Source organism: Devosia rhizoryzae (assembly GCF_016698665.1).
GTDB lineage: Bacteria > Pseudomonadota > Alphaproteobacteria > Rhizobiales > Devosiaceae > Devosia > Devosia rhizoryzae.
In genome coordinates, this window is the sequence record NZ_CP068046.1 from 138,455 (window position 1) to 164,081 (window position 25,627).

Annotated in this window: 27 protein-coding genes; 12 read left to right on the plus strand and 15 right to left on the minus strand. The window is 62.4% G+C overall.

Annotated features, from left to right (window positions below; all coding sequences use genetic code 11):
- Window positions 1-12: 12 nt before the first annotated feature.
- The 6 genes from JI748_RS00625 to JI748_RS00650 all read left to right on the plus strand — a co-directional run bounded on the left by JI748_RS00625 (window position 13) and on the right by JI748_RS00650 (window position 4,324).
- Window positions 13-936, plus strand: coding sequence for an ABC transporter permease subunit (locus tag JI748_RS00625; RefSeq protein WP_201633855.1), 924 nt, complete (start codon window positions 13-15; stop codon window positions 934-936).
- Entirely contained in the window at window positions 936-1,850 is a 915-nt protein-coding gene (locus JI748_RS00630) for an ABC transporter permease (RefSeq protein ID WP_201633858.1), read from the plus strand. Before JI748_RS00625 ends, JI748_RS00630 begins: the two co-directional genes overlap by 1 nt.
- Before the next feature lie 3 nt (window positions 1,851-1,853).
- A complete protein-coding gene (locus tag JI748_RS00635) occupies window positions 1,854-2,696 on the plus strand; it encodes an ATP-binding cassette domain-containing protein (RefSeq protein WP_201633860.1) in 843 nt (280 codons plus the stop codon).
- On the plus strand, window positions 2,693-3,556 hold the full coding sequence (locus JI748_RS00640) for an ABC transporter ATP-binding protein (RefSeq protein ID WP_201633863.1): 864 nt from the start codon (window positions 2,693-2,695) through the stop codon (window positions 3,554-3,556). The genes JI748_RS00635 and JI748_RS00640 overlap by 4 nt, the downstream gene beginning before the upstream one ends.
- Before the next feature lie 130 nt (window positions 3,557-3,686).
- Entirely contained in the window at window positions 3,687-3,812 is a 126-nt protein-coding gene (ykgO, locus tag JI748_RS00645) for a type B 50S ribosomal protein L36 (RefSeq protein WP_046139985.1), read from the plus strand.
- A 98-nt stretch (window positions 3,813-3,910) separates the two neighbouring features.
- Complete coding sequence (locus tag JI748_RS00650) at window positions 3,911-4,324, plus strand: SRPBCC family protein (RefSeq protein WP_201633866.1); 414 nt, start codon at window positions 3,911-3,913, stop codon at window positions 4,322-4,324.
- 15 nt (window positions 4,325-4,339) lie between these two features.
- Here the strand turns inward: JI748_RS00650 and JI748_RS00655 are convergent, their stop codons facing one another.
- The 4 genes from JI748_RS00655 to JI748_RS00670 form a co-directional block, all read right to left on the minus strand.
- Window positions 4,340-4,819: a MarR family winged helix-turn-helix transcriptional regulator gene (locus JI748_RS00655; RefSeq protein ID WP_201633869.1), complete on the minus strand. Its 480-nt coding sequence runs from the start codon at window positions 4,817-4,819 to the stop codon at window positions 4,340-4,342.
- Between the two features lie 67 nt (window positions 4,820-4,886).
- Window positions 4,887-5,549: an FMN-dependent NADH-azoreductase gene (locus JI748_RS00660; RefSeq protein ID WP_201633871.1), complete on the minus strand. Its 663-nt coding sequence runs from the start codon at window positions 5,547-5,549 to the stop codon at window positions 4,887-4,889.
- Between the two features lie 148 nt (window positions 5,550-5,697).
- Window positions 5,698-7,137 (minus strand): pyruvate kinase, encoded by a 1,440-nt coding sequence (gene pyk / locus JI748_RS00665; RefSeq protein ID WP_201633873.1) that lies wholly within the window; start codon window positions 7,135-7,137, stop codon window positions 5,698-5,700.
- The gene (locus JI748_RS00670; protein WP_201633875.1) at window positions 7,134-7,679 is read right to left on the minus strand and encodes a DUF1036 domain-containing protein; all 546 of its coding nucleotides are present in this window, start codon (window positions 7,677-7,679) and stop codon (window positions 7,134-7,136) included. The genes pyk and JI748_RS00670 overlap by 4 nt, the downstream gene beginning before the upstream one ends.
- 266 nt (window positions 7,680-7,945) lie before the next feature.
- On the opposite strand from JI748_RS00670, the gene JI748_RS00675 reads away from it, so the two are divergent.
- The gene (locus JI748_RS00675) at window positions 7,946-8,209 is read left to right on the plus strand and encodes a DUF2312 domain-containing protein (RefSeq protein ID WP_164535603.1); all 264 of its coding nucleotides are present in this window, start codon (window positions 7,946-7,948) and stop codon (window positions 8,207-8,209) included.
- A 118-nt stretch (window positions 8,210-8,327) separates the two neighbouring features.
- Here the strand turns inward: JI748_RS00675 and JI748_RS00680 are convergent, their stop codons facing one another.
- Both JI748_RS00680 and JI748_RS00685 read right to left on the minus strand, forming a co-directional pair.
- A complete protein-coding gene (locus JI748_RS00680) occupies window positions 8,328-8,987 on the minus strand; it encodes a hypothetical protein (RefSeq protein WP_201633877.1) in 660 nt (219 codons plus the stop codon).
- Entirely contained in the window at window positions 8,980-10,134 is a 1,155-nt protein-coding gene (locus tag JI748_RS00685) for a hypothetical protein (protein ID WP_201633879.1), read from the minus strand. The genes JI748_RS00680 and JI748_RS00685 overlap by 8 nt, the downstream gene beginning before the upstream one ends.
- A 150-nt stretch (window positions 10,135-10,284) precedes the next feature.
- Between JI748_RS00685 and JI748_RS00690 the strand changes: the two genes are divergently transcribed.
- On the plus strand, window positions 10,285-11,424 hold the full coding sequence (locus JI748_RS00690; protein ID WP_201633881.1) for a glycosyltransferase family 2 protein: 1,140 nt from the start codon (window positions 10,285-10,287) through the stop codon (window positions 11,422-11,424).
- Window positions 11,425-11,439: 15 nt separating this feature from the next.
- On the opposite strand, the gene dxs is transcribed toward JI748_RS00690, so the two are convergent.
- The 6 genes from dxs to JI748_RS00720 all read right to left on the minus strand — a co-directional run bounded on the left by dxs (window position 11,440) and on the right by JI748_RS00720 (window position 20,097).
- Window positions 11,440-13,368, minus strand: a complete 1,929-nt coding sequence (dxs, locus tag JI748_RS00695) for a 1-deoxy-D-xylulose-5-phosphate synthase (protein ID WP_201633884.1) — start codon at window positions 13,366-13,368, stop codon at window positions 11,440-11,442.
- Between the two features lie 137 nt (window positions 13,369-13,505).
- Window positions 13,506-15,173 (minus strand): DUF882 domain-containing protein, encoded by a 1,668-nt coding sequence (locus JI748_RS00700; protein ID WP_233280580.1) that lies wholly within the window; start codon window positions 15,171-15,173, stop codon window positions 13,506-13,508.
- 412 nt (window positions 15,174-15,585) lie between these two features.
- Entirely contained in the window at window positions 15,586-17,292 is a 1,707-nt protein-coding gene (locus JI748_RS00705) for a L,D-transpeptidase family protein (protein ID WP_201633887.1), read from the minus strand.
- 174 nt (window positions 17,293-17,466) lie between these two features.
- Window positions 17,467-18,150 carry an outer membrane protein gene (locus JI748_RS00710; RefSeq protein ID WP_201633890.1) on the minus strand — a complete coding sequence of 228 codons (684 nt, stop codon included), beginning with the start codon at window positions 18,148-18,150 and terminating at the stop codon, window positions 17,467-17,469.
- 117 nt (window positions 18,151-18,267) lie between these two features.
- Window positions 18,268-19,752 (minus strand): sigma-54-dependent transcriptional regulator, encoded by a 1,485-nt coding sequence (locus JI748_RS00715; RefSeq protein ID WP_201633893.1) that lies wholly within the window; start codon window positions 19,750-19,752, stop codon window positions 18,268-18,270.
- Between the two features lie 171 nt (window positions 19,753-19,923).
- The gene (locus JI748_RS00720; protein ID WP_164535597.1) at window positions 19,924-20,097 is read right to left on the minus strand and encodes a YdcH family protein; all 174 of its coding nucleotides are present in this window, start codon (window positions 20,095-20,097) and stop codon (window positions 19,924-19,926) included.
- Window positions 20,098-20,250: 153 nt separating this feature from the next.
- Between JI748_RS00720 and JI748_RS00725 the strand changes: the two genes are divergently transcribed.
- The 3 genes from JI748_RS00725 to JI748_RS00735 are packed head-to-tail and all read left to right on the plus strand — an operon-like array spanning window position 20,251 to window position 22,099.
- Window positions 20,251-20,466 (plus strand): YdcH family protein, encoded by a 216-nt coding sequence (locus JI748_RS00725; RefSeq protein ID WP_164535596.1) that lies wholly within the window; start codon window positions 20,251-20,253, stop codon window positions 20,464-20,466.
- 54 nt (window positions 20,467-20,520) lie between these two features.
- Complete coding sequence (gene purE, locus JI748_RS00730; RefSeq protein ID WP_201633896.1) at window positions 20,521-21,012, plus strand: 5-(carboxyamino)imidazole ribonucleotide mutase; 492 nt, start codon at window positions 20,521-20,523, stop codon at window positions 21,010-21,012.
- Between the two features lie 4 nt (window positions 21,013-21,016).
- Window positions 21,017-22,099: a 5-(carboxyamino)imidazole ribonucleotide synthase gene (locus tag JI748_RS00735; protein WP_233280581.1), complete on the plus strand. Its 1,083-nt coding sequence runs from the start codon at window positions 21,017-21,019 to the stop codon at window positions 22,097-22,099.
- A 124-nt stretch (window positions 22,100-22,223) separates the two neighbouring features.
- On the opposite strand, the gene JI748_RS00740 is transcribed toward JI748_RS00735, so the two are convergent.
- The gene (locus tag JI748_RS00740; RefSeq protein ID WP_233280582.1) at window positions 22,224-22,913 is read right to left on the minus strand and encodes an alpha/beta fold hydrolase; all 690 of its coding nucleotides are present in this window, start codon (window positions 22,911-22,913) and stop codon (window positions 22,224-22,226) included.
- 196 nt (window positions 22,914-23,109) lie between these two features.
- Between JI748_RS00740 and rpsU the strand changes: the two genes are divergently transcribed.
- Window positions 23,110-23,361, plus strand: a complete 252-nt coding sequence (rpsU, locus tag JI748_RS00745; RefSeq protein ID WP_201633902.1) for a 30S ribosomal protein S21 — start codon at window positions 23,110-23,112, stop codon at window positions 23,359-23,361.
- Between the two features lie 252 nt (window positions 23,362-23,613).
- On the opposite strand, the gene JI748_RS00750 is transcribed toward rpsU, so the two are convergent.
- Window positions 23,614-24,810 (minus strand): multidrug effflux MFS transporter, encoded by a 1,197-nt coding sequence (locus JI748_RS00750; protein ID WP_201633905.1) that lies wholly within the window; start codon window positions 24,808-24,810, stop codon window positions 23,614-23,616.
- A complete protein-coding gene (locus tag JI748_RS00755; RefSeq protein ID WP_201633908.1) occupies window positions 24,807-25,616 on the minus strand; it encodes an alpha/beta hydrolase in 810 nt (269 codons plus the stop codon). Before JI748_RS00755 ends, JI748_RS00750 begins: the two co-directional genes overlap by 4 nt.
- Between the last annotated feature and the right edge of the window lie 11 nt (window positions 25,617-25,627).

The following is a 25,627-nucleotide window of genomic DNA, read 5'->3' on the forward strand; positions in this document are numbered from 1 at the left end:
GGTCCAATTTTCATGTTTGGATATGTAGCGCGGCGCGTGCTGTCGGCCATCCCGATTGCTTTGATCGCCGTTACAGCCTGTTTTTTCATTCTGCGGCTGGCGCCCGGCGGTCCCTTCGATGGCGAACGCGCGCTGCCGCCGACAACGCTTGCCAACCTGCGAGCGCATTACAATCTCGACCTGCCGCTGATCCAGCAATACTGGATCTATGTGACGCGATTGCTCCAGGGCGATTTCGGCCCGTCCATGGTCTACAATGACTTCAGCGTCGCCGAGATGTTGTGGATCGGCCTGCCGTTCACGCTGATGCTGGGATTTACAGCCTTTATCATCGGCACGATCGTGGGCTTGATTGCGGGCGCGCTGAGCGCGGTCAACCAGAACAAGCTGCCCGATTTCGTGCTCGTGGCGCTGGTGATGGTGGGGCTCGTCGTCCCCAATTTCCTGATGGCCGCCATCGTGCAGCTGGTGTTCGGGGTTTACCTCGACTGGTTCCCGGCCGGGGGCTGGCAGAACGGCTCGATCGCGCATCTGGTGCTGCCCGTCTTTGTTCTGGTTCTGCCGCATGCCGGGCGCACCGCGCGCCTCATGCGCGGGTCGATGATCGAAGTTCTGGGCTCCAACTATGTGCGTACCGCGCGGGCCAAGGGGTTAAGCGAGCGGCTGGTTCTGGCGCGGCACTCGATCAAGGCCGCGCTCCTCCCGGTGGTCTCCTACCTAGGGCCAGGCCTGTCGTATCTTCTGACCGGATCGCTCGTCGTCGAGCAGGTGTTCGCTTTGCCGGGGATCGGCAAGTATTTCATCAGCGCCGCGCTCAATCGTGACTATGGCCTCGTGCTGGGAACGACCATTTTGTACATGTTCATCATCCTCGCGGTGAACCTTGTGGTCGACATCATCTATGCATGGCTCGATCCCAAGGTAAGGTACAAATAATGGCCGGACTAACTGGCAAGGACGCCGTCCTCACCGACTTCGCCAACAAGCTCGAGAAGGCGCCTGCAGGCCGCTCGCTGACACAGGACGCGATGAAGCGCCTGTTGCGCAACAAGGCGGCGCTGGTTTCGATCGGCGTCGTCATCTTCATCGTGCTGTTCGCGTTCTTGGGGCCGTACCTTTTGCCGTGGAGCTACGACAAGATCGACTGGTCGGGCATCCGCAAGCCACCGAACTTTGAAGCGGGCCATTATGCCGGCACCGACCAGAACGGTCGCGACATGCTGGCCCGCATCATGCAAGGCACGCAGATGAGCCTCATCGTGGCTGGTGTCGCAACGCTGGTGTCGGTGATCATCGGTGTCGTTTATGGCGCGATCGCAGGCTATTTCGGCGGGCGGGTCGACGCCATCATGATGCGTTTCGTCGATATCATGTATGCGCTGCCCTATATCTTGTTCGTGATCATCCTGGTGGTGATCTTCGGGCGCAATCCGGTGCTCTTGTTCGTGGGTATTGGGTGCCTTGAATGGCTGACCATGGCGCGCATCGTTCGCGGGCAGACGCTTTCGATCAAGGAGCGCGAATTCGTGGAAGCGGCGCGGGCAAGCGGCGCGAGTTCGTGGTCGATCATTTTCCGCCATATCGTGCCGAACCTGACCGGGCCTGTGGTGATCTATGCGACGCTCACCATTCCCGAAATCATCCTCACCGAGTCGTTCCTCTCCTATCTCGGCCTCGGCGTGCAGGAGCCGCAGACATCGCTCGGCACCCTGATCTCGTTCGGCTCGCCGGTGGCAGAAACGCTGCCCTGGATGCTGATCGGGCCAGCCGTCGTGCTGGTGAGCCTGCTGCTCTGCCTCACCTATATCGGCGACGGGCTGCGCGACGCACTCGACCCCAAGGATCGCTAAGCCATGGCACTTTTGGAAGTCAAAAACCTCAAGGTGGATTTTGCCACCAATGATGGCACCGTCCAAGCCGTCAAGGACCTGAGCTACACGCTCGAAAAGGGCAAGACGCTGGCCATCGTGGGCGAAAGCGGATCGGGCAAGACGCAGGGCGCCTTCGCGCTGCTCGGCCTTCTCCCCAAGAACGGCCGTGCCTCGGGCTCGGTGATGTTCGACGGCAAGGAAATTCTCAACCTGCCGCTTCGCGACATCCGGGCTTACCGTGCTGCCCGTATCGGCATCATTTTTCAGGACCCGATGACCTCGCTTAATCCGTATCTGCGCATTTCGCGGCAGATGACGGAAGTGCTGGAGCTGCACAAGGGCATGAGCCACAGCGCAGCGCTGGCCGAGAGCGTGCGCTTTCTCGATGCGGTGCGTATTCCGGATGCCAAGAACCGGGTGCGCATGTATCCGCATGAATTTTCGGGCGGCATGCGGCAGCGCGTGATGATCGCCATGGCACTCCTTTGCGGACCGGAACTGCTGATCGCGGACGAGCCGACCACGGCGCTGGACGTAACGGTGCAGGCCGGGATTATCGACCTCCTGGTGGATCTTCAGGAGGATTTCGGCACCTCCATCATCCTGATTACCCATGATTTGGGGATCGTTGCCGGCACCTGCGAGGATACGCTCGTCATGTATGACGGGCGGGTGATGGAATACCGCAAGACCGAGGCGCTCTTTGCCAATCCCGAGCATCCCTATACGCAGGGGCTCCTCGCGGCGGTGCCGCGGCTCGACCGCAAGGTCGATCGGCTCTCCACTGTTTCCTACGACTTCATGAGCGCACGAGGCGAGGCATGAGCGACAAGCAACCCATTTTGCAGGTCCGCAATCTCTCGGTCGATTTCCAGATCCCGACCGGGCTTTTCGGCAAGACCAAGGTGCTGCATGCGGTCAAGGACGTGTCCTTCGACCTCTACCAGGGCGAGACGCTCGGCATTGTGGGCGAAAGCGGATGCGGCAAGTCAACCTTGTCGCGCGCCGTGATCCGGCTGATCGAGGCCACGTCCGGGCAGTCACTGTGGATGGGCAAGGACATTACCAAGATGAGCCCGCGCGAGCTGATTGCCTTGCGCAAGGACATCCAGATGGTGTTCCAGGACCCGCTGGCTTCGCTCAATCCGCGCATGACCGCGGGGCAGATCATCGCCGAGCCGCTGCAGATCCATTACCCCGAAGTGGGCAAGGAAGAGCGGACGCGGCGCGTCGCCGAAGTGATGCAAAAGGTCGGGCTGACTCCAGCCATGATCAACAAATATCCGCACGAGTTTTCCGGCGGTCAGTGCCAGCGCATCGGCATCGCCCGGGCGCTAATCACCAATCCGAAGATGATCGTCTGCGACGAGGCCGTTTCGGCGCTCGACGTTTCGGTGCAGGCGCAGGTCATCAACCTTCTGATGGACCTGCAGAAGGACCTGGGGATCTCGCTTCTTTTCATCGCGCACGACATCGCCGTGGTTCGCCATATCGCGCAGCGCGTCATGGTGCTTTACTTCGGCGAAGTGGTGGAAATCGGCGACAGCGAGCAGGTGGTGACCGATCCGCAGCACGATTACACCAAAAAGCTCATCGCCTCGGTGCCGGTGCCTGATCCGAAAATGGAGATGGAACGGCGCGAGTTGCGCCGTCGCATGCGGAGGGAAGCGGCGGCTGCAGCCTAGTCGCGCGAGCCGGTGCACTTTTGTGGATTGGCCGGTTCAGGCGCGTTGACAGCTTCCGTCAACTTGCCTATGAAGAGCCCAGTTTTCGGGCGCCTTGGCGCCCCTTTTGTTTAAGCCGAGGATTACATCGATGAAAGTCCGCAACTCGCTGAAGGCGTTGATGACTCGCCACCGCGCGAACAAGCTCGTCCGCCGTCGCGGCCGCGTCTATATCATCAACAAGGTCGACAAGCGCTTCAAGGCTCGCCAGGGTTAATCCTTAGGCAAGCTTGATCCCGTTTTTCTGACAAGGCCCGCATGAAAGTGCGGGCCTTGTTGTATGTTGAGGCTATGACGGCAGGGGAGCGGCGCGGCATGGCTCTTTCACATACCATCGTGGTGGCGATCGATGTGCCCTACGACAAGGCATACGCCTATCTCTCCGACCCGCGCTCCTATGCGGACTGGGCAGCCGTGCTGCCGGAAACCTATCGGCAGCTCCCGGATGGCGACTGGGTTGCCGAGGTGCGGTTCGGCGGCGAGCGCCATATCCGTTTTTCCCAACCAAATAGCGTAGGCGTCTTGGACCATGCCGTGTTCCGGCCGGGCGAGGCGCCTTTGTGGATGCCGATGCGAGCGCGTCCGCAGGACGATGGCACCGAACTCAGCTTCACCTTTACGCAGCGGCCCGACATGAGCGCCGACGAGTTCAACTCCACCGTCGAATGGATCACGACGGACCTCCAGACGCTCAAGACCGTGCTGGAGCATCGCTATCCCCACCAATAGGAAGTGGCTGGCTGCCTAGCGGACGTTCAGCAATTCGTTGGTTTCAATAGCGGCCTGGCATATCTCGGCAGTGTCAGGCGCCAGGCCCGCTGCCTTGATCAGGATGTGACGAAACTGTTCGGCCTCGCTGCCCGAAAGACGCGACAGCACGCGTGCCTCAACGGCATCGACTGCCTTGGTCAGGGTGGCGAGCCTGGCTGCGCCGTGATCGGTAAGATTGATGTGGCGGGCCCGGCGATCGGCTGGGTCGGGCGTGCGGGTAAGGAGGTTTTCCCGCTCCAAGCCGTCGATCAGGTAGGTCACCGTGGTCCGATCAAGGCCAAGCCGTTCCGCAAGAACGACCTGGCTCTGACAATCGGTTTCGGCGATGGCGGTCAGCATCATGAAGCCGCGCGATCCGCCCGGCAGGTCTTTGAGACTATCGTCGACCTGCTTGAGGTAATCGCGCAGCAGCGCGGTCAGTGCCCAGCCCAGATTGCTGTTGGATGGTGACATGGAAAGGACGCGTCCTTGATGTGTGGCGCCATGTTACCGTCCCCCGCAACACGCGTCATCCCCGATCTTAGGCGGCGGCGGGAACGGAGAGACGTTCGGCCATGAGCTTGCCGCGCTTTTCGGCAGTGGCATAAGCATCAGCCAGGATCTGCGCTGCCTGCGGGCGCAGGGCTTCCATGGCAGGCGTGACTTCGGCCAGGGTCAGTTCGACTTCCATCACTTCAACCTCCAGCCCAAGCATGTCTTCGAGCACGCGGCGATAATAGGCGGTGGCGTGATCCCAGCCGTGACGTGGGGTGCCCGGACCATAACCACCGCCCTTGGCGACAACGAGCTGCGCGGGGCGACCCTTAATGGGACTCTGCGTGCCGGGGGCAAAGCGGGCGTCGGTCAGCAACAGGTCGATCCATGCCTTGAAGTGCTGCGACACGCCATAGTTATAGAGCGGAATGGCAAAGATGAAGGCGTCCGCGGAGGCCAATTCGTCGGCCACCTGCTTGGAGAGCGCCAGGCCTTCGTTCTGCTCGGCGCTGCGCTGTTCGGCTGGCGTATACGGACCGAACACGGCCGCGGCCCAGGCTGTTGCGGGCAGTGGTTCGATGCCGACGTCGCGACGGACGATGCGGGCATCCGCGTTGTCTTCGACACCGGCTTGAAGGCGGTCGGCGACAGAGCGGGTGACTGAGCCATCGTGACGGATGCTGGCATCGAGGCGGAACAGGGTGGACATGAGTGATCTCACTGAAAGTATCAATGTAAGATCATCTAGATCACCGACTATATGTCTGCAAGATCATTGTGAGCAGGTCAGGTGTGCAAAACGAAAAGGGCCCGCCGATCTGGCGAGCCCTTTGGATTGAAACACTGGAACTGTGTGATTAGCTGGAGCCAGCGCCGTCCTGACGGACGAAGGCGATGCGGAGCATATTGGTGGCGCCGGGGGTGCCCAGGGGAATGCCAGCGGTGATGGCGATGCGGTCGCCGGGGCGGGCGAAGCCTTCCTGATAGGCAATGACGCAGGCGCGGTCGACCATGTCTTCGAGGCTCACGGCATCTTCGGTCTGGACGCAATGGACGCCCCAGACCACCGACAAACGGCGGATAGTGCGCTGGTTGGGCGAAAGGACGATGATCGGCTTGGCAGGGCGCTCGCGGGCGGCACGGATACCGGTCGAGCCCGAGGCCGTGTAGGTGACGATGGCAGCAAGATCGAGCGTTTCGGCAACCTGGCGCGTGGCGGCCGAAATGGCGTCAGCGGCGGTAGCTTCGGGCTCGGTCTGGGCGGCACGGATAATGCCGCGATAGTTGGCATCGCTTTCGACGGCCACGGCCACCTTGTTCATGGTGGCGACGGCTTCCACCGGGTATTGGCCGGAAGCGGATTCGGCGGAGAGCATGACCGCATCGGCGCCTTCGAAAACGGCGATGGAAACGTCAGACACCTCGGCGCGGGTGGGGACCGGCGCGGTGATCATGGATTCGAGCATCTGCGTCGCGACGACCACCGGCTTGCCGTAGCGGCGGCACATGCGGATCATTCGCTTTTGCAGGCCAGGCACGGTTTCGAGCGGCAGTTCGACGCCGAGATCGCCGCGGGCGACCATGATGGCGTCGGAGAGCTTGACGATCTCTTCGAGCCGCTCGATAGCCTGCGGCTTTTCGATCTTGGCCATGACGCCGGCGCGGCCCTGAACGATCTTGCGCACGTCGATAATGTCTTCGGGACGCTGCACGAAGCTGAGCGCAATCCAGTCGACCTCGGCCTTGAGGGCTTCGAGCAGATCGGCGTGATCTTTTTCCGTCAGCGCGCCGGTGGGCAGAAGCGTATCCGGCAGCGAAACGCCCTTCTTGTCGGAAAGCTTGCCGCCATAGACCACCTCGGTCTCGATGACGCCGCCTCCGACTTTAGTCGCCTTGAGCTGGAGCTTGCCATCGTCCAAAAGAAGACGGTCGCCGACGGAAACGCTTTCGATGATTTCCGGATGCGGCAGGTAGACGCGTTCGGAATTGCCGGTATCGTTCTTGTCGCTGTCGAGCGTGAATTTCTGGCCCGCGACGAGGTTCACCGAGCCTTCGGCGAACTTCCAGACGCGAAGCTTTGGGCCCTGAAGGTCGGCGAGGATGCCGATCGGGTGATTGAGGCGCTTTTCGACCGAGCGGATACGCGCCACGGTCTGGTGCATGAGCTCATGGCTGGCATGGCTCATATTGATGCGGAAAACGTCGGCGCCGGCCTTGGCCAGTTCCTCGATCTGCTTTTCCTCGTTGCTGGCAGGGCCAAGCGTGGCGAGGATCTTCGCGCGTCTGATCCGTCTCATTGCGTATCCGTGGTGGCTGGCGTTTCAGGGGCGTCGGGGTCGACCAAAAAGGCAGGATCTTCAAGATCTTCGCCCAGATCCGGCCCGACCACTGCCGGTGCGCCCGCGTTCTCGGTGAGCTGCAGCGTCCAGTCCGCCCGGTTCTGTGTATCGATTTCAAAGAACCCGGTGCGCTCATAGCCCCGGGCGAGGCAATCCTCAACCCCGAATATGGTGAAGGTTTCGTCACGTGTGCACATGAAGACGTCGCCGTCCCAAGCGCCACCACCGATGTCGTCCACCGCGTAGAGGTAATAGAAGCGGCGTTGCAGGTCGCCCTGGTAAAGGGTGCGGCAATCGCCGGGAGGGGCTTGCCACCAGCCTTCGCTCATCCAGCCACGCTCGGCGCGATAGCCGAGGCTGACCGAAATCAAGTTGGCAGTCTGGTTGCAGATGCGCAGCTCGGCCTGAGCCGGGGTGGCAAACGCGAAAAGGCCGGCAATCGCCGGGAGCAGCAGTGTGGTGCCGAGACGGATACCGCGCAATGGAAAGCCGGAAAACATGAAAAAGCGAGCCCTTGTTTGACCCGATGGAGTCAGCCGGGTCAATGGCTAATGGCTTTCTATGACGGAAATTGGAGCGGGGCTTTTGCCCAGGCGATCACGCTTCCGTAGTCTTCGCCGCGGCGGCAGGCGGATGTGGATTGGCCCGAGAAATTGGTTGATCCTTAACTATCGTTACGGTTCATGGGCGCCAGGAATTTCGGATATTTTTGCTCCCGTACGTGCCGCAAGGCGCGGATGCGGGCTGCCATTGAAAGAGGTTGATCATGGCCGTTGAAGATAGCGTCGCGCAGGACCAGCTCCGCGCCTTCATCGAGCGCATCGAGCGCATGGAAGAAGAAAAGGCTGCCATTTCCGCCGACATCAAGGAAATCTATGCCGAAGCCAAGGGCAATGGCTTCGATACCAAGATCCTGCGCAAGATCGTCGCCATCCGCAAACAGGACACCAATGAGCGCATGGAGCAGGAAGCGCTGCTCGAGCTCTACATGTCGGCGCTTGGCATGGTCGAGGCACCGCCGGAGCGATAGGTCAGGTCACTGACGTTTCGGCTCTTGCGCCTCCCTCCCCTTGAAGGGGGAGGGATCGAGGGTGGGGAGGGGCCACGCACTCGATGTTGGGAGCTTGGCCCCACCCCACCCAGCTTCGCTAGGTCCCTGCGGGACGAGCTTCGCTACCCTCCCCCTCCAGGGGAGGGAGCGCAGGAGCCGATGGATCTTGCGGGACTAGGGAAGCCGCCGTCAGCTTGACCGAGCGCCATTGCGTGTTGGAAACGCCGGTGCGCGGGCTGATGGCGTCGGGGAAGTCGAGCAGGATGTCGATAAATCGCGCCGAAGCGAGTGCCGCGGGAACGTCGAAAGTGAAGCGCTCGGTTTCGCCGGAGGGGACTTCGATCTCGCCGAGCGCTGTGCCGTTAGCGGAGACATGAACGCGCTGCGCGGGCGGGCCGGGTAGGGTGACGCCGGTCAGTTCCAGCATCAAGGTCAGGTCCTGTGGCTCCGATATGGCGAACCGCAGGCGGGAGCTTTGGCCGATCGAGTGCATGCCGTCGCCGGCGGGGCCTTCCCAGCCGCAGGGGCGCAGTTCGCGCGTATCGGGGCCGCCCGAGCGGAAGTTTAGTTCGGTGCCAATGGTGTAGTTGCCGGTGACTGGCTGCGGCAGGCAGGTCGTGGTGTGGTCGATGTAGTAGGCGCGGAAATCATCCGATACGTTGGGGTGGATCGCGTCCCACAGGACGACAAGCTCGGTGATGGCGAGGAGGCCAGCCAGGGCGTAAGTAGTGATCGCGGCGGGAGATGTTCTAGACAAGCGCAACATTGCCTCCCAGCCAAGCGAGAGTAGTGAACCAAGCGCCGATCAGCAGGCCGGCAAGGGTGATCGCAAAGACCAGACGATAGCCCCCGAGCAGCGTCGCCAGCGTGATGGTGACGGGCGGCATGCCGGCCATGAAGCGCAGCATCGAGGCGAGACCTGCTGCCAGCGGGATAACCGTGGCGACAAAGACGAAGAGCGCGGCCGGCCATTGCCGACGGAGCGCAAGAACGGCGGTGGCGATCAGGCCGGTAATCGCTGCCAGGGCCAGGATTTGCGCGTTCGAAACCCAGGCGCCATCGGTCGGCCAGCTGGTGAGGCCCTGCCAAAGATAAGCCATGGGGTTTGCGATGACGCGGGCCCAGGCGCGCTGAACATGGCTGAAGGCGAGGCCGTCGCCGATCCAGTAATGGAGAAAGGCCATGTAGGCAAAAAGGCCGAGCGGGGAGAGGAAAATGGCGAGGACAAGCCTTGGTTGGCCGAGTAGCCCACCGACGACGCCGCGCCAGGTGCCGGCCTGCTTGCGATAGTCGAGCAGCGCCTGAAGGCCGATAGAGAGCGAGGCGAAGACGCCGACTATGCGCGTGGCCGAGAGCAGGGCCGACGCCAGGGCGGCGCCGAGATAGTTTGAACGACCGAGGGCGCGGAAGACGATGGTGGTCAGCAGCACGAACATGACTTCGGTGAAGAAAGTCGTGAAGTAGATCGAGAGCGGGCCGCTGAGCATGAAGGCGGCATAGAGCGTATAGGCGCGGAGGTTACGGCCGAGCAGCGGCCAGGCGAGCACGACGGCGGCATAGGCGGTGATGATCGACATGCCGCTCGCGAGGACGATGGTCGGGATCGGGATCAGCTTGCCAACGACGCCGACAAGCATGGGATAGAAGGGGAAAAACGCCCAGTTGCCGGCAGCGATGCGGCTCGGCACGGGGAAACGGTCATAGCCGGTCTCGGCCATGCGGATATACCACTCGCAATCCCAGCGGCAGAGCGCGCCGAAATAGTTCGACCATTCGGCATCGGGCTGTGCGTAGCGGAAGGCAAAAAAGCGCAGCAGCGTGCCGGTGACCACGAAGAGGAGGGGCAGGAGCCAGACCCACAGGGTAGGGCGATCCGCATGGCGATCGAGCTGAGGTGAAAACATTGGCCCTCCTGCCACCGACAAAGCGTATGGCGGCAGAAAAGGATAGGGCCCGACATCTGCGTGGGGCGCAAGGGTGCCATGTTCGGCTGCATGCAACGGAAATGGCCCAAGCGTGCTTGGGTGGATCAGCCCTCAACAGAGTCACATCCTATGACGATCGGTCAAACGCCTGAAGCCCTCGTCCATTCGCAGGTAAGTTTCCATCCGCCGCAGCTTGCCGTTATCGTTCCCTCGTACAATGAGCGGGACAATATCGAGCTCCTGTACGAAAAGGTGGCTCTGGCGCTGGGTGGCACGCCTTGGGAAATGATCGTCGTCGACGACGATAGCCCGGACGGCACGGCCGATGTGGTCAATGAATTGAGCCGCGTCTATGCCAATATCCGCTGCCTTCATCGCTTCGGCCGCCGCGGGCTGGCTTCAGCCTGCGTCGAAGGCATGGCGGTAACATCGGCGCCTTATGTGGCGGTGATCGATGCGGACCACCAGCACGACGAGTCCATTCTTCCCGAAATGCTGGCTCGGGCGCAGCATGGCGCCGATCTTGTCGTCGGCTCGCGTTTCGTCGAAGGTGGCTCGGCTGGCGATGGGCTGAGCGCCACTCGCCTTTCGGGCAGCAATTTTGCCAATCGGCTGGCCGGCATGATTGCAGGGCAGACGGTGAGCGATCCGATGTCGGGCTTTTTCCTGATCCGTAGGGAAGCGGCGCTCGAAGCGGCGCCAAAGCTTGCCAGCGATGGCTTCAAGATCCTGATCGATCTGATCGTGACCTCGGCGCGCATGGGCAAGCCTCTCAAGATCGAGGAAGTGCCCTACACCTTCCGCCAGCGCCATGCCGGCGAAAGCAAGATGAACCCGCTGATCGTCATCCAGTATCTTGGGCTCTGGGTTTCCAAGATGACCGGTGGTGCGCTGCCACCGAGTTTTTTGTTGTTCGGTCTTGTGGGTGGCACGGGCGTCGTCGTGCATCTGGCGACGCTTTGGCTTTTTACCTCGGTGTTCGCACAAGGCTTTGTCGTCTCGCAGATCGCGGCAACGCTCACCGCCATGACCTGGAATTTCGTGCTCAACAACAACCTGACCTATGCCGATCGCAAGCTGCGCGGCATGAAGATGGTCAAAGGCTTGATCAGCTTTTTCGCAATCTGCGCGCTGGGTGGCGTTGCCAACATTTCGGTCGCCAACGCGATCTACCAGTGGGACCACCAGACCTTTATCGCCGGCCTTGCGGGCGCGGTGATGAGTTCGGTGTTCAACTATGCCGTGACGCGCGCCTTTACCTGGAAGTAAGGCGCGCTTCCATCGTTACGCTTTTGCCAAGGCCGCCTTCATGGCGGCCTCGTCGTATCCGAGGGCTGTGAGTGCGGTGGCGACGATGCCGCTGCGATCAAGGCCTGCGGCGGCGTACATGTCGGCTTGCGTTGAGTGCTCGGTGAAGACGTCCGGAATCATCAACGGGCGGAAGCGCAGCTTGCCGTCAAGGAGGCCATTGCTAGCGAGGAAGGTCGCCACATGGCTGCCGAAGCCGCCGATGCCGCCTTCTTCGGTCGAGATCATGACGTCGTGGCTTTGCGCCAGCTTGGCGATCAGCTCTTCATCGAGCGGCTTGAGGAAGCGTGCATCCGCCACTGTGGGGTTTAGGCCGAGCGCTGCCAGCTTGTCGGCGGCAGCGAGGACTTCGCCGAGGCGCGTGCCATAGGAGAGGAGCGCGATGGTTGCGCCCTGGCGTACAATGCGGCCCTTGCCGATGGTGAGGATTTCGCCGCGCGCGGGCATGTCGACACCCATGCCGTCGCCGCGTGGGTAGCGGAAGCTGATCGGGCCGTTGTCGTATGCGGCGGCGGTTGCCACCATGTGGCGCAGTTCAGCTTCATCGGCAGCGGCCATTTGCACGAGGCCTGGCACTGCCCCGAGATAGGCATTGTCGTAGTTGCCCGCATGGGTGGGGCCGTCGGCACCGACATAGCCGGCGCGATCGATGGCGAAGCGTACCGGTAGCCCCTGGATGGCCACGTCGTGCACGACCTGGTCATAGGCGCGCTGCAGGAAGGTCGAGTAGATGGCGCAGAACGGCTTCATGCCTTCCGACGCCATGCCGGCGGCAAAGGTCACCGCGTGCTGCTCGGCGATGCCGACGTCAAAAATGCGGGTGGGGAAAAGCTCGGCGAATTTATCGAGACCGGTGCCATTGGGCATCGCCGCGGTGACGGCGACGACGCGCGGGTCGGCCTCGGCTTCCTGGATCAGCGTTTCGGCGAAGACATTGGTGTAGGACGGAGCGTTGCTGACCGCCTTAGCCTGGGCGCCGGTGATGACGTTGAACTTGGACACGCCATGATATTTGTCGGCCGAGTTTTCGGCTGGGCCGTAGCCCTTGCCCTTCTTGGTGACGGCGTGGATCAGGATCGGGCCGGCATCGGCGTCGCGGACATTTTCGAGGATGGTCAGCAGGTCGTCGAGATTATGACCGTCGATGGGACCGACGTAATAGAAACCCAGCTCCTCAAAGAGGGTCCCGCCAGTGAAGAAGGAGCGGGCGAACTCTTCGGTCTTGCGCGCCGGTTCATGGAGGAAGGGCGGGAGTTTGGATACCACCGCCTTGGCCGCCTCGCGGGTGCCGCGATAAACCGGGCCAGACACGAGACGTGCCAAGTAAGATCGCAGGGCGCCGGTGGGCGGGGCGATCGACATGTCGTTGTCATTGAGGATGACGATCAGCCGCGCATCCATGGCGCCGGCATTGTTCATCGCCTCATAGGCCATGCCGGCGGACATTGCACCGTCGCCGATCACGGCGATGACGTTGCGCGGGGTGTCGAGCTGTTGGCTGGCGACAGCCATGCCAAGACCCGCCGAAATCGAGGTCGAGGAATGGCCGGCGCCGAAGGGGTCGTATTCGCTTTCGGCCCGGCGGGTAAAGCCGGAGAGGCCATCCTTCTGGCGCAGCGTACGCATGCGCGAGCGGCGGCCGGTGAGGATTTTATGCGGATAGGCCTGGTGACCAACGTCCCAGATAATGCGGTCGTGCGGGGTGTCGAACACGGCGTGCAGCGCCACGGTCAGTTCGACGACGCCCAAGCCGGCGCCGAGATGGCCGCCGGTGACCGAGACAGAGTCGATCAGTTCGGAGCGGACTTCATCAGCCAGTTGACGCAGTTGCTCGCGCGGCAGGGCGCGGAGGTCGGCAGGCGTGTGCACGGTGTCGAGCAGCGGCGTTTGGGGCGTATCGGCCAACTGGTCCTCGCAAAACAAGCAATCGACCTTGTTTAGGCGCGGATACGGGCCTTGGCAATGCCGAGAGCCGCCGGTGGCGGCTCACAATATTGAAGCCTTCATTTCAGGCTATTGCGCGGCAGAGCAGGTTTTAGATGCTAGTTGATCGACGGCGAGGCGGCGGTAAATCGGTCGGCGCTGAGAGCCGGCATGTCGCCTACACCCTTGACCAGGGTGTGACGGCCCATCTCCGACGTGGGATCGAAATCGGCCTCATCATGGTCGAAGATCACCGCGAAATGGTTGGACTCGAGCGCGGCGGGCGCCATGAACACTTCGGCCACATGATCGAGATCGGGGGCGACGAGGTCACGTTGACGGATGCCAGCGTTGGTAGTGTCGCGGGTTGCGACATGGGCCGCGAGGGCTACGGCCAGCGGATCGGCGCCGTTGGCCTGCGTGGCGCCAAATGTTTGCTCAAAGAGGCTGTTGACCGGGCGAGCGGGCTTTCCGCCCATGGCTGCAGCGGCAAAGCCGTTTGCAGCGTCGAGCGCCGGCAGCTTGGTTGGCAGTGTCGGCGAAGCTGCTGCTACTGCCGGGGTATTTTCCTGCAGCAACATTTCAAGCGCGCGTTGTGCGCCGGCGTTGGGCGCGTTGGTCGGCACATAGGCGGAGAGCGTTTCGGGCGGCGCGCTCATGATGACCCGCGGCGTCGGCATGGTGGGTGCGGTCAGGGCGGCAAGTGCCGTCACGGCGTCACCGGAGGGCAGGGTGCGGGCGGTGGTCGCGCGCAGATCCTCGGGCATGGTCACCGGCATGGCGACTGCGACGGTGGTTACCTCGGCAGCGTCCAGCGGCGTGCTGCCCGTGGTCGAGAACGGAATGGCCCCGATGCCTGCAGTTGCCACTTCGATACCGGCAGGCGCAGCGCCGCCGAGATCGGCCGGACGCATAGTGGGCCAGACCGGATCGACACGGCGCGTTTGTGGCGCAACGGCAGCAGCGGTCTGAACCGTGGGCTGGGGGGCAGCAGAGACCGGGGCAGGGGCGGCATTGTTGCCACCACCGAACAGCATGTCGACCAGGGTGCGACCGCCACCACCGGCGACTTGCGTACCCGAGCTAGAGTCGCCGCAGGGGTAAGAATGGCAGCGCTTCCACTCGTTCATGGCGACCTGATAGCCTTCCTGGGAGAGCGGTGTGCCATCGGTGGGCAAGTGCATGGTGCGGCCGTCAGGGAAGATTTCCTTGAGCTGCGCGCGCGTCATGCGCGGCCAGGCACGGACCGAGCCGGTATCGAGGTGAACGAAGGGGCTGCCGGAGGTCGGGTAGTAACCGACGCCGCCGACCTGCTTGCGCATCGCCGCGGCACGAAGTTTGGAAAGCGAAATGCCGGGAATAAAGAAATCCATGGCGTGGCCCTTGGTGTGCTGGCTGTTTTCAGCAACGCCCGACGAGGTTTCGCGCAGCATTTCGTTGGTCGCGGGGGAGCGGTAGGCGGAGACGACGTTGACAGGCTCGGAGCCGCCGACTTCCTGGTAGACCTCCCAGACAAGGTCGAACAGGCGCGGGTCCATCTGCGTCGGCTCGTTGCGGCGCCAATCGCGCAGGAAATAGTTGAGCTCGTTCAGCCCGGACTGCACATATTGCCCGTTGCGCTTGAAAACGATGCGGGCCGTTTCCTTGGTGTGGGTGTAATAAAGGTAGAGCGCGCGCTCGCTGGCCGCCTGAACCGGCGCCGAAACAAGCACTGCAGACAGGGTCAGCAGCGCAGCAAATACCAGCCGCACCAAAGCCCGTCCCTTGAACACATTCGATACCGTCACGCCAAACTCTGCCCGGTTAGTGTCAGATATGGTGGACGTTAGCGCTAAACCGAAACGAATTTCTTAACGCTAACCAGATGTGAACCGGTACCTCCCCTGCTCACAGCCTCGTTATTAAGGGTAAATCCGGGCACAACCAAGGCGAAATTGTAAAGGGGGAGTTAAGCAGGCGGCACCCGATGGCTGTGCGATAGCCTCCCTCCCCTCGAGGGGGAGGGTAGCGGCGCTAGGCTCAAAGAGCCGTAGCAGAGCTGGGTGGGGTGGGGGCGAGTATTCGGAACTCGGTCGCGGATGTAGGATGTCAGGCGCGTGTGGCCCCACCCCACCCTAGTTCCGCTACGGCCTGCCGGCCAAGCTGCACTACCCTCCCCCTCAAGGGGAGGGGTGCAGGAGCCGAAGCTTCAAAGGCTCATTAAGGGGCCAGTTCTTCCGGTGCAGTCTCCACGGCCGCAATGATCGCGGGCGCGGCCGTGGGTGCTAGACCCATGGCGGCGATCAGGGCTTCGTTGTGGCCGTAGACGTCGCCATAGGAGCGGAGCGTGCCGTCGGGGTCGGCGCGCAGGGTAAAGTAGGCGAGATGCACCGGAATTTGGTGCTCCGGGTTCACCCAGCGTTCGGATGGGCCAAACATGCCCTCGAGCGAGGCACGGGAAATGTTGGGCTCATTGGCCATCAGCGCGCCGGCAAATTCCATCGGGTTTTCGACGCGGACGCAGCCATGGCTGAATGCCCGCGAAGAGCGCCCAAACAGCGACTTGGACGGCGTATCGTGGAGGTAAACGTCGTGCTTGTTGGGGAACAAGAACTTGATCTGACCCAGGGCGTTGTCTGCGCCGGGGCGCTGGCGGACCTTGAAGGGGAAATAGCTGGTCGAAACCTGCGACCAATCCACCTGCCAGGGGCTGACGACATTGCCCTGGTAAAGGAGGTCCATGTTCTTGGCGTCGGTATAGCCCGGGTTGCGCAGGACGGCCGGCGCAATCTCGCCCTTGATGATCGACGACGGAACATTCCAGTAGGGGTTCACGACCACATGCCGGATATTGTCCGAAAAAATCGGCGTCTGGTTCTTAGTGGTGCCGACCACAACGCGGGTCGTGTATTCGGGCTTGCCGTTGCGCTGGATGGTCAGCTTGAATTCGGGAATGTTGACGAAGACGTTGAAGTCGCCGAGATCGCTCGGCATCCAGCGCCAGCGCTCCATATTGGCGATGATGTCTTCGCGACGGGTGGCGGCGCCACCGTTGAGCGCGGCAACAGTCGCCGGCCCGATGATGCCATCGACTTCGAGGCCCTGTCCTTCCTGGAACATTTTGACGGCGTCGACGGTCAGCTCGTCATAAAAGCTCGAGGTCGAGGTCGAGGCCGTGACCTTGAGCCGTTCGCGAATGGCGGGAACGCGCGTGTCGGCGCCACCGGGACGCAGGACCGGGCCGTTACCGATTGGAGTCGGGCGCTTGGTGGTGTCGGTTTCGAAGCTGGCCAGCGCCTTGCGCAGGGCCAGGAATTCTGGGTGGTGGGGCTGCAGCTCGTTGAAGATCGCGACCGGGTCTTCACCCGAGACCAGGCGCTCGAGGATTGCGGCTTCGTTGATCGGCTTGGGCTGGATATCGAGCAGTTCATTGACCGACTGCGGGCGAATGCGGCCGTTATGGATATGGTGCGCATAGCGCATCGTGGCCGATGTGAAGGCGGTTTCCAGCGTCGCAAGCGCTATGGAATCGCCCTTGAGACGCGACATGTCGAGTTCGGGCGTGAGGTAATCGGACGGGCGGAGGCCTTCGGCTTCGGCATTCTCGAATACAGCGATCAGCTTGTCGGCGGCGTCCGAGAAGGTGACCTTGCCGACGGCATCTTCGCTCAGCCAGATGGGCTCGAAGTGACGTTCGCCATAAAGGAAATAAAGGCGCTGGGCTTCTTCATGCGCGGCGGTGTCGGGGCGAGCGCCATAATAGGCAGCGGAGAGGCCGGACTTGATGGTGCGCCCAAGATCGCTTTGTGCCGGAGCGATGACGACGCGGCTGGCTTCGAGGGCCGCCACGGCTTGCTGGGCGAAGGTTGGGTGCGCAAGGCTCGTCGAGGCCAGAAGGGCGACAACACCGACCAAAAGCTTATGCATGGATGCTCCTTGACGCTGCGGCAGCCTGGCCGACTCCGGTCAAAGAGCGTGCCGCTCAAAAATTCATAAACCGCAAAGCTTAACGCGAGCAATCACTCGCAACTTCGTGAAACGGGCTTGTGGCAGAGGCGCAACGGGGCACCCGGCCGAAGCCGGATGCCCGAGCTCAAAAGACTAGAACTTGTAGTTCACACCGGCGCGGATGACGCTGAAGCGCTGGGTGACATCGCGATTGCCGAGGCCGGGAAGGCCGTTGTAGGCCTGGCTGCCGAGATCGACGTAAAGGTATTCGGCCTTGAGCGAGAGGTTCGAGGTCGCCTGGGCTTCAAGGCCCACGCCCGCGGTCCAACCGAGGTGATTGGCGCCCTGCGAGGTGACCACGCCGGCATTGTCGACCTGAGCCGAGCCGCGGCCATAGGCGACGCCGAGTGTCGCGAAGGGCATGACCTGGCCGATGGGAATACCAGCACGGCCGCGTACAGTGCCGTAGAAGTCGGTCTTGGCGGTAAAGGTGCCGCCGCCGGGATTGGCCTGGCTATAGCCGATATTGGCCCAGTTGAGATCGGCTTCGCCGCCGAGCACGAAACCGCCCATATCCATGTTGTAGCCGGCGGTGCCGCCCAGCGTCCAACCCTGGGAGTTGTTGTTGGTGGTGCCTGCGCCCACAGCGGGGCTTACATTGGTCGTGCCCCAGCTGTAGCCGCCGCTGACGCCGGCATAAAAGCCGGTCCAGTTGGCGGAAGACGAACCGGCGAAAACCGGCGACGAAGCTGCGCTGGTATTGGTCCAAAGATCCGCCGCAAAGGCAGAAGTGGAGAGGGCGACAGATGCGAAAAGCGCAATGCCAAGACGTTTCATAATAGGGGCCTCGCGGTTAATTATTGAGGGCAAAATCGACCCAAAAATTTAACGTCGGGGTAAGAAACGTGGTTAACGGCTCGCCTTTTCAGTCACGATTTAAGTGATCGTTATCCGTCAGGCGGCGTCGCTGATCAGCCCCTCGGCGAGACCATATTCGTGCAGCTTGCGATAAAGCGTCGAGCGGCCGATGCCCAATGCGCGAGCCACCCGCGACATGCGGCCGGCGTGATGAGCAATGGCAAATTCGATCGCCGCGCGCTCGATATCGGCAAGGGCATGAAGCTCGCCGCCATCGTCGAGGAAGCGGTCGCGCTGCTTGGGGGCGGGGAGGTCCGGTCGCAGCCGGGCAGGGGCGGCGTCGATGTGGATCGGTGCCTTAAGCACGGTGGCCAGTTGGACGGTGCGCAGCGCTTCCTCGCGGCCAGCAGCATGGGCGACGATCTGCGGGAAGTCTTGAGTCTCGAGGAAGGCGCCGTCGGCAAGGACGATCGCGCGGTAGACGGCGTTTTCGAGCTGGCGGATATTGCCGGGCCAGTCATAGCTTTTCAGCAGCTCGGTCGCGGCGGGGGTAATACCAAGGACGCGCTTGCCGGCTTCGGCAGAGAAGCGGGCGATGAAGTGCGCGACCAGATCGGCGAGGTCATCCATGCGCTCGCGCAGCGGCGGCACGTAAATGGGAAAGACGTTGAGGCGGTAGAACAAGTCCTCGCGGAATTCACCGGACTTGGCGAGATTGAGCAGCCGCCGGTTGGTGGCCGAGATCACCCGGACATTGACCTTTTCGTGCCTTGTCGAGCCGACCGGCTCGATCTCGCCTTCCTGAAGCGCGCGCAGGAGCTTGACCTGGGTTTCGAGCGGCAGCTCGCCCACTTCATCGAGGAATAATGTGCCGCCATGGGCCTCGGCAAATTTGCCCTGCTGGTCGGCATGGGCGCCGGTAAAGGCACCCTTCTTGTGGCCGAAGAGCACGGATTCAACGAGGCTGGGCGGGATGGCGCCGCAATTGACGGCAACGAAGGGTTTGCCGGCGCGATCTCCCGTGCCCTGGATGATGCGGGCGACGAGTTCCTTGCCAACGCCGGTTTCGCCTTCGATCAGTACCGGAATGGCGGACTTTGCGGCCTTGCTGCAGAGGGTCAAGACGCGGGCCATGGCGGGCGCCGCGGCGATCATGTCGGAACGCGAGAAGGTGCCGGACTTACGTGCATGTTCGGCGCGGATGGCGGTTTCGAGCGCATCGAGCTTCATGGCATTGCGCAGCGAAACGATCAGCCTCTCGGGCGCCACGGGCTTGACGAAATAGTCTGCCGCGCCCTGGCGCATGGCGGAGATGACGGTTTCGAGCGAAGCATTGGCGGTCTGGATGATCACGGGCGTGGTGAGGCCTTCCTTGCGCATGGCTTCGAGCACGCCCATGCCATCAAGATCGGGCATGACGAGATCGAGGATCATGGCGCCGACCTGGCGATCCTCGCGCAGAATGGAGAGGGCCTGCTCGCCGCCGGTCGCAGTGATCGGCTTGAACCCGGCCCGGTTGGCGACCTCGGCGGTCAACCGCAATTGCACCGGATCATCGTCCACCACCAAAACACGCGTCATCGATACCCCAATCGAAAAGTCCAACGGCGCACGAATCTTGATGTGCCGTTTTGGGAAGACGATGCCGGGCGGGGTTTAAGAGGGCGTTAATGCTGAAGATTTCGTGGCTAAAGAAAAAGGGCCGCGGCGGTTAAGCCGTGACCCTCCAGAGCGTTTCAGTTTTGGAGCCGCTTACTGCTGGGCACCCTGGAGCTTATAGAGTTCGTCCTTCACTTCGAGTTTCTTGCGCTTGAGAGCGGAGACCGCCAGGTGGTCGGATTGACGATCCTGCAGTTGCGAGAGGATTTGCCGATCCAGTTCCTGGTGGCGCCGGGTAAGCGCTGCGATGTGGCCTTCAGTCGTCATAGTAACTCCTTAAAGCGTCATGGACGGGGGTATCGTCACAAAACTTTCGCACTTTGTCGACCGCTAAGGCTCACTTTGGAAAGGTGATGCAAAATGGGCAATGATCGAGTAACCAGAGATGCGAGAGAGGCCCGTGGAGCACCGGTTTTTTCCATGTTGTTGCTGAGCAAGGAACAAGAAGCCCAGTTCGGACTGGAGCTGGCGACCAAGCGGCAGGAGCATGCCGACCTCGATGCTGCCATAATTACGCTCACGCAATCGCAGTTCGCGGACCGCATGCTGATCCAGCGATTGAAGAAGCGGAAGCTGACGCTCAAGGACCGCATCGTGCAGCTGGAAAACATCCTCCTGCCCGACATCATTGCCTGATCCCAAAACTTGGGCTAATGGCGGACTTTGCGGAGCGGCACGGGGGACAAAGCCATGCTCAAGCCAAAGGTCGCCATCGTCATGGGCAGCCAATCGGACTGGCCCACCATGCGGCTGGCCGCTGAAACCCTCGAAACTCTCGAAGTCGAATACGAGGCGCGCATTGTTTCGGCGCATCGCACGCCCGAGCGCATGGTGGATTTTGCCACCAATGCAAAGGCTGAAGGCGTCAAGGTGATCATTGCCGGGGCAGGGGGCGCAGCGCATCTGCCGGGCATGATCGCGGCCATGACGACGTTGCCGGTTTTTGGCGTGCCGGTGCGCTCCAAGGCGCTGAGCGGCATGGATAGTCTTTATTCCATCGTCCAGATGCCGGGCGGTGTTCCTGTCGGCACTTTGGCGATTGGCGAGCCGGGCGCAATCAATGCGGCGCTGCTTGCTGCGTCGGTTCTGGCGCTGAGCGACGACGAGCTCGATGAGCGGCTGGAGCTTTATCGCGCGCGACAGACCGCATCCGTGCCGCAGTTTCCCTCCGACACCGAGTAGCGCCTTGACCGACTTCAAACCCCTTCCGCCCGGCTCCACCATCGGCATCTTGGGTGGTGGCCAGCTCGGGCGCATGCTGGCGCTGGCAGCGGCAAAGCTTGGATTGAAGTCGCATATCTATTGCCCGGATCCGCAAAGTCCGGCCTTCGACGTTACGCCGCTCAAGACCGTGGCCGCCTATGACGATCACGAAGCGCTCCGCGCCTTTGCCGCGCAGGTGGACGTGGTCACCTATGAGTTCGAGAACGTGCCCGCAGCGTCGGCGGAAGTTCTGGCCGGATTGAAGCCGCTCCGTCCAGGCGCCAATGCGCTGGCGATCTCGCAGGACCGGCTGGCAGAAAAGAGCTTTCTCGCCTCCAAGAATATTCCCGTGGCGCCCTACCGGGCCGTGCATTCGATCGACGAGTTGCGGGCGGCGATCGCCGAGCTTGGTCTCCCCGCAGTGCTCAAGACAACCCGGCTTGGCTATGACGGCAAGGGACAGCGCGTGTTGCGTGAACCGGGCGATGCGGAGACGGCTTTCGCGGAACTGGCGCCGCATCCATTGGTGCTCGAAGCCTTCGTGCCCTTCGAAAAGGAGATTTCGGTGGTGGTGGCACGCGGGCTCGACGGAACGGTGCGCGCCTTCGATGCCGCTGAAAACGTGCATCGTCACCACATTCTTCACACCTCGACCGTTCCGGCCGATGTGCCGGCGGGGGTCGAAAAGCATGCAGCCATGCTGGCCAAGGTCATTGTCGTGGCGCTCGACTATGTCGGCGTGCTTGGCGTTGAGTTCTTCGTCATTCCCGGTGACCGCCCCACACTGATGGTCAACGAGATCGCGCCTCGGGTTCACAATTCCGGCCACTGGACGGAAGCGGTGTGCCTCACCGATCAATTCGAGCAACATATCCGCGCGGTAGCTGGGTGGCCGCTGGGCGATCCGCGGCGCATGGCGGATGTGGTGATGCAGAACCTGATTGGCGACGAAGTCGAGATCGTGCCGGGCGGGCTCGACGGCGACACCCAGCCGCATCTTTACGGCAAGGCCGAAGCGCGTCCGGGGCGGAAGATGGGGCACATCAACCGCATCGTGCGGGGCTAGGCCACCCCTCATCCGGCGCTGCGCGCCACCTTCTCCCGCAAGGGGAGAAGGGAAGACAGGATCTCCGCTTCATCTTCCTTCTCCCCTCGCGGGAGAAGGTGCCCTAAGGGCGGATGAGGGGGGCTTATCTCGCCAGCCAAGCCCGCATTGCTTCTATGACTGCCAGCGGGTTCTCCAGCGTCGAGACATGACCGGCTTCCGGAAACACAACCATTTCCGCATCCGGAATGGCCGCCGCCATTTCTTCAGCTAGCTCCGGTGGAGTCAGACGATCTTCCGCACCAACGCCTACCAGAGTTGGAACCTTGATGCCGGCAAGATGCGGACGCGAGTCGGCGCGGCCCATAATGGCTTCCTGCTGCCGGTAATAGGCAGCGTCGCCGACGCGCATCGCCATGTCGTGCACCGCGTCCCCGACCGGACCGCCGACATGATGGGCGGCGAGGAGGTTGGGCAAAGAAGTGCGAGACACCAGCGACGCCTTGCCCTGGACGACCAGCGCCATTTCTGCGCGTCGGGCGGTCTTCCGTTCTTCCGTGTCGGGGCGGGCGGAGGTGTCCAGCAGGGCCAAATGCGTCACCCGCTCTGGCGCCTGGCGCATGATCTCGAGCGCCACGTAGCCGCCCATGGACAGGCCAGCAAGAGCGAAGCGGGCGGGCGCCGAGACCAGGACGCGTTTGGCCATGTCAGTTATGGTGTCGTCGAGCGTCAGATTGGGAATGGTCGGCGCTGCAAGGTCGGACAGGCCGGCCGCGACAGCGTGCCAGAGATGGGCATCGCAGCGCAGGCCGGGCAGAAGGACGAGTGGCTGCATGCTGATCTCCCGATCGGTCTTTGGCTGGAAGGGGCAATATAGCGGCACTTTTCCACTGGCCAAGTGTGGACAGGCCCCCTTTGTTGCGCTATAGGACGCGCCACGGTGACCGGTTCAGCTGGTCGGCGGGGTGGTCCTTTTGGCCTTCTCGCATCCATCCAAACATATTGCCTAGCTTTGAAAGGGCGGTTGACCTTTGCAAGTAGTCGTTCGCGATAACAATGTTGACCAGGCGCTGCGCGCACTGAAGAAGAAGCTGCAGCGTGAAGGCGTCTTCCGCGAAATGAAGCTGCGCAACTATTACGAAAAGCCCTCTGAGAAGAAGGCTCGCCAGAAGGCCGAGGCCGTTCGTCGCGCCCGCAAGCTGGCTCGCAAGCGCGCCCAGCGCGAAGGCGGTGTCGCCGCAGCACCGGCAGCACGTCCCGGCGCACCGGCGGCCCGCTCGTAGGATCGGTCGCATAGAATTTCAAAACGCCGTCCTTCGGGACGGCGTTTTTGTCTGTTTAGGCGCTCTTCGGCCTCACCCCACCCAGCTTCGCTAAGCCTTGCGGCTAAGCTGCGCTACCCTCCCCTCGAGGGGAGGGAGGTGACGACCCAAACTTCGGATTATCAGAGGCATCAGCTCGTGCGCCTCCCTCCCCTCGAGGGGGAGGGAATGAGGGTGGGGTGGGGCGCTAGGAGTGGCGTTCCGGGCTGTCGCTCAGTGACGCCGCCGGTCCATCAGCGCAACCGCGATCGCCAGCACTGCAACCACCGGCAGTTGCACCACCAGTGCCGTGCGTGCATCTGGAAACAGCGTCCCCGCCGCCAGCGATCCGACAAAGCCTCCGCCCACCTGGAAGAAGCCGGTCATCGCCCCGGCTGCGCCGGCAATGGCGCCGAAGCCGGACATGGCGGCGGCCGTGGTGGACGGACTGATGAAGGCAAGCGCCAGCATCCAGATGCCGACCGGCGCCATGATGGCCAGCACGGAACCAGGAAAAAGTTGCGGCAGCACGGCAAAGCCCAGGCCGCTGATGGCGAGCAGGATCAGCGCAATCTCGACCAGGCGTGCGCCGCTGATGCGGGTCGAAAGGTAGCTCACCACCAGATTGCCTGAGATGAAGGACGCGGTTTGCACCAACAGCGCTATGGCGAACTGGAAGGGCGTCAGTCCCAGATCGTCGATCAGGATAAAGGGCAGGAGTGCGGTAAAACCGTGGAAGCCGGAAAAGGTCAGGCCCAGGAGAAGAGATGGAAAGATGAAATCCGGGGAAGCCAGCAGCCTGCGGTAGTTGCGGGCGATCACGGCCGGGTTAAACGGCTGGCGTGATGTTACCGGCAGCGTTTCGCGGGCGCCAAGGCTAAGGAGCGCGAGGATGGCGAGGCCAAAGCCCGCCATGACGATGAAAAGCTGATGCCAGGTGCCGAACAGCAGCACGATGCTGCCCAAGGTCGGTGCAACGGCCGGCGTCACGGTCAGGATCAGGTTGATCAGCGTCAGGATGCGGATGGCTTCGCTGCCCGTGAACTGATCGCGCACCATGGCGCGAGAAAGGGCGACGCCCGCCGAGACGCCAAAGCCCTGGATGAAGCGCCCGACAAACAGCCATTCCAGCGTCGGGGCGATGGTGCAGAGCAGGCAGCCCAGGACATAGATGGCAAAGAAGACGAGGCCGACACCCCGCCTTCCATAGCGATCCGAGAGCGGACCGCAGATGAGCTGCGCCAGGGCAAAGGCTGCGAAGTAGACGCTGAGCGTCAGCTTGCCGCCCGCATCGGTGGTGCCCAGATCCTCGACCAGCGTCGGCAGGGCAGGAGCATAAAGCGTCAAGCTCAGTGGCCCGGTCGCGACCATCAAGCCGCCGATGATGGCGGTGCGGCGGGCGGACATGCCCACCGGGCGTAGGGTGGTCACTGGGCTAGCGCTCGCTCGAAGAAGGGCTTGGCATGGGCCCAGATCCCTGCATCCCAAAGATCGGAATGGCCGGCACCGGGGACGATCCAGAGCTCGTCCTTGTTGGAGGCCAAAGCATAAAGGCGCTCGCCATTGGAGACGTCGATCGTCGTGTCGCCCGTGCCATGCGCGACCAGCACTGGCTCGGCGACGTCGGCGATCCACTCGTCATTGCGGTATTGATCCTGCATGACCATGGTCACCGGCAGGAACGGGTAGCGTTCTCCGGCTACCGTCACCGCCGACAAAAACGGCGTTTCGAGCAGCAGCGCTTTGGCGTCGCGTTGGCTCGCGACATAGGTTGCCGGGCCCGAGCCGAGCGAACGGCCCCAGATCAGGAGCGGAACGTTCTTTGTTGCGGCAAAGTCGAAGGCCGCGAGAGCGTCTTCGAGGACATTGGCTTCGGAAATGTCGCCGGGGGAGGCCGGGAAGCCGCGGTAATCGAAGGCAAGGAAGCCATAGCCATCGGCGACGAACTGCTCGAAGCGCTCGTGCTCGGCGGAGAAACTTTGCGAGTTGCCCTTGTAGTAGACGATCAGCGGCATGCCCGCGCGTGGCGCCTGATACCAGCCGTTGACCACGCTTTCGCCGGTGTTGATGGCAACCTGTTCGGCACCGCTGAGCAAGGTCGAGGTCAGGGCAGTGACATCGCCGGTCGCGTCGTATTGGAGCGCCCGCTGGTTGACGAACATATAGCCGACGATGCCGGCATAGGCGACGACCAGCAGCAGGACCAGAGCAACAAGACCACGGCGCAACAGTTTCACGGGAGCTTCCT

What these genes read in the sequence shown, in the direction of transcription:
- JI748_RS00740 (WP_233280582.1), bottom strand. Translation starts at nt 22,913, where the DNA reads ATGCAGCCACTCGTCCTTCTGCCCGGCCTGCGCTGCGATGCCCATCTC.
- JI748_RS00635 (WP_201633860.1), top strand. Translation starts at nt 1,854, where the DNA reads ATGGCACTTTTGGAAGTCAAAAACCTCAAGGTGGATTTTGCCACCAAT.
- JI748_RS00715 (WP_201633893.1), bottom strand. Translation starts at nt 19,752, where the DNA reads ATGACGCGTGTTTTGGTGGTGGACGATGATCCGGTGCAATTGCGGTTG.
- JI748_RS00630 (WP_201633858.1), top strand. Translation starts at nt 936, where the DNA reads ATGGCCGGACTAACTGGCAAGGACGCCGTCCTCACCGACTTCGCCAAC.
- pyk (WP_201633873.1), bottom strand. Translation starts at nt 7,137, where the DNA reads ATGAGACGGATCAGACGCGCGAAGATCCTCGCCACGCTTGGCCCTGCC.
- JI748_RS00710 (WP_201633890.1), bottom strand. Translation starts at nt 18,150, where the DNA reads ATGAAACGTCTTGGCATTGCGCTTTTCGCATCTGTCGCCCTCTCCACT.
- JI748_RS00640 (WP_201633863.1), top strand. Translation starts at nt 2,693, where the DNA reads ATGAGCGACAAGCAACCCATTTTGCAGGTCCGCAATCTCTCGGTCGAT.
- JI748_RS00725 (WP_164535596.1), top strand. Translation starts at nt 20,251, where the DNA reads ATGTTGTTGCTGAGCAAGGAACAAGAAGCCCAGTTCGGACTGGAGCTG.
- purE (WP_201633896.1), top strand. Translation starts at nt 20,521, where the DNA reads ATGCTCAAGCCAAAGGTCGCCATCGTCATGGGCAGCCAATCGGACTGG.
- JI748_RS00650 (WP_201633866.1), top strand. Translation starts at nt 3,911, where the DNA reads ATGGCTCTTTCACATACCATCGTGGTGGCGATCGATGTGCCCTACGAC.
- JI748_RS00705 (WP_201633887.1), bottom strand. Translation starts at nt 17,292, where the DNA reads ATGCATAAGCTTTTGGTCGGTGTTGTCGCCCTTCTGGCCTCGACGAGC.
- JI748_RS00690 (WP_201633881.1), top strand. Translation starts at nt 10,285, where the DNA reads ATGACGATCGGTCAAACGCCTGAAGCCCTCGTCCATTCGCAGGTAAGT.
- JI748_RS00670 (WP_201633875.1), bottom strand. Translation starts at nt 7,679, where the DNA reads ATGTTTTCCGGCTTTCCATTGCGCGGTATCCGTCTCGGCACCACACTG.
- ykgO (WP_046139985.1), top strand. Translation starts at nt 3,687, where the DNA reads ATGAAAGTCCGCAACTCGCTGAAGGCGTTGATGACTCGCCACCGCGCG.
- JI748_RS00685 (WP_201633879.1), bottom strand. Translation starts at nt 10,134, where the DNA reads ATGTTTTCACCTCAGCTCGATCGCCATGCGGATCGCCCTACCCTGTGG.
- JI748_RS00675 (WP_164535603.1), top strand. Translation starts at nt 7,946, where the DNA reads ATGGCCGTTGAAGATAGCGTCGCGCAGGACCAGCTCCGCGCCTTCATC.
- JI748_RS00660 (WP_201633871.1), bottom strand. Translation starts at nt 5,549, where the DNA reads ATGTCCACCCTGTTCCGCCTCGATGCCAGCATCCGTCACGATGGCTCA.
- JI748_RS00655 (WP_201633869.1), bottom strand. Translation starts at nt 4,819, where the DNA reads ATGTCACCATCCAACAGCAATCTGGGCTGGGCACTGACCGCGCTGCTG.
- JI748_RS00625 (WP_201633855.1), top strand. Translation starts at nt 13, where the DNA reads ATGTTTGGATATGTAGCGCGGCGCGTGCTGTCGGCCATCCCGATTGCT.
- JI748_RS00720 (WP_164535597.1), bottom strand. Translation starts at nt 20,097, where the DNA reads ATGACGACTGAAGGCCACATCGCAGCGCTTACCCGGCGCCACCAGGAA.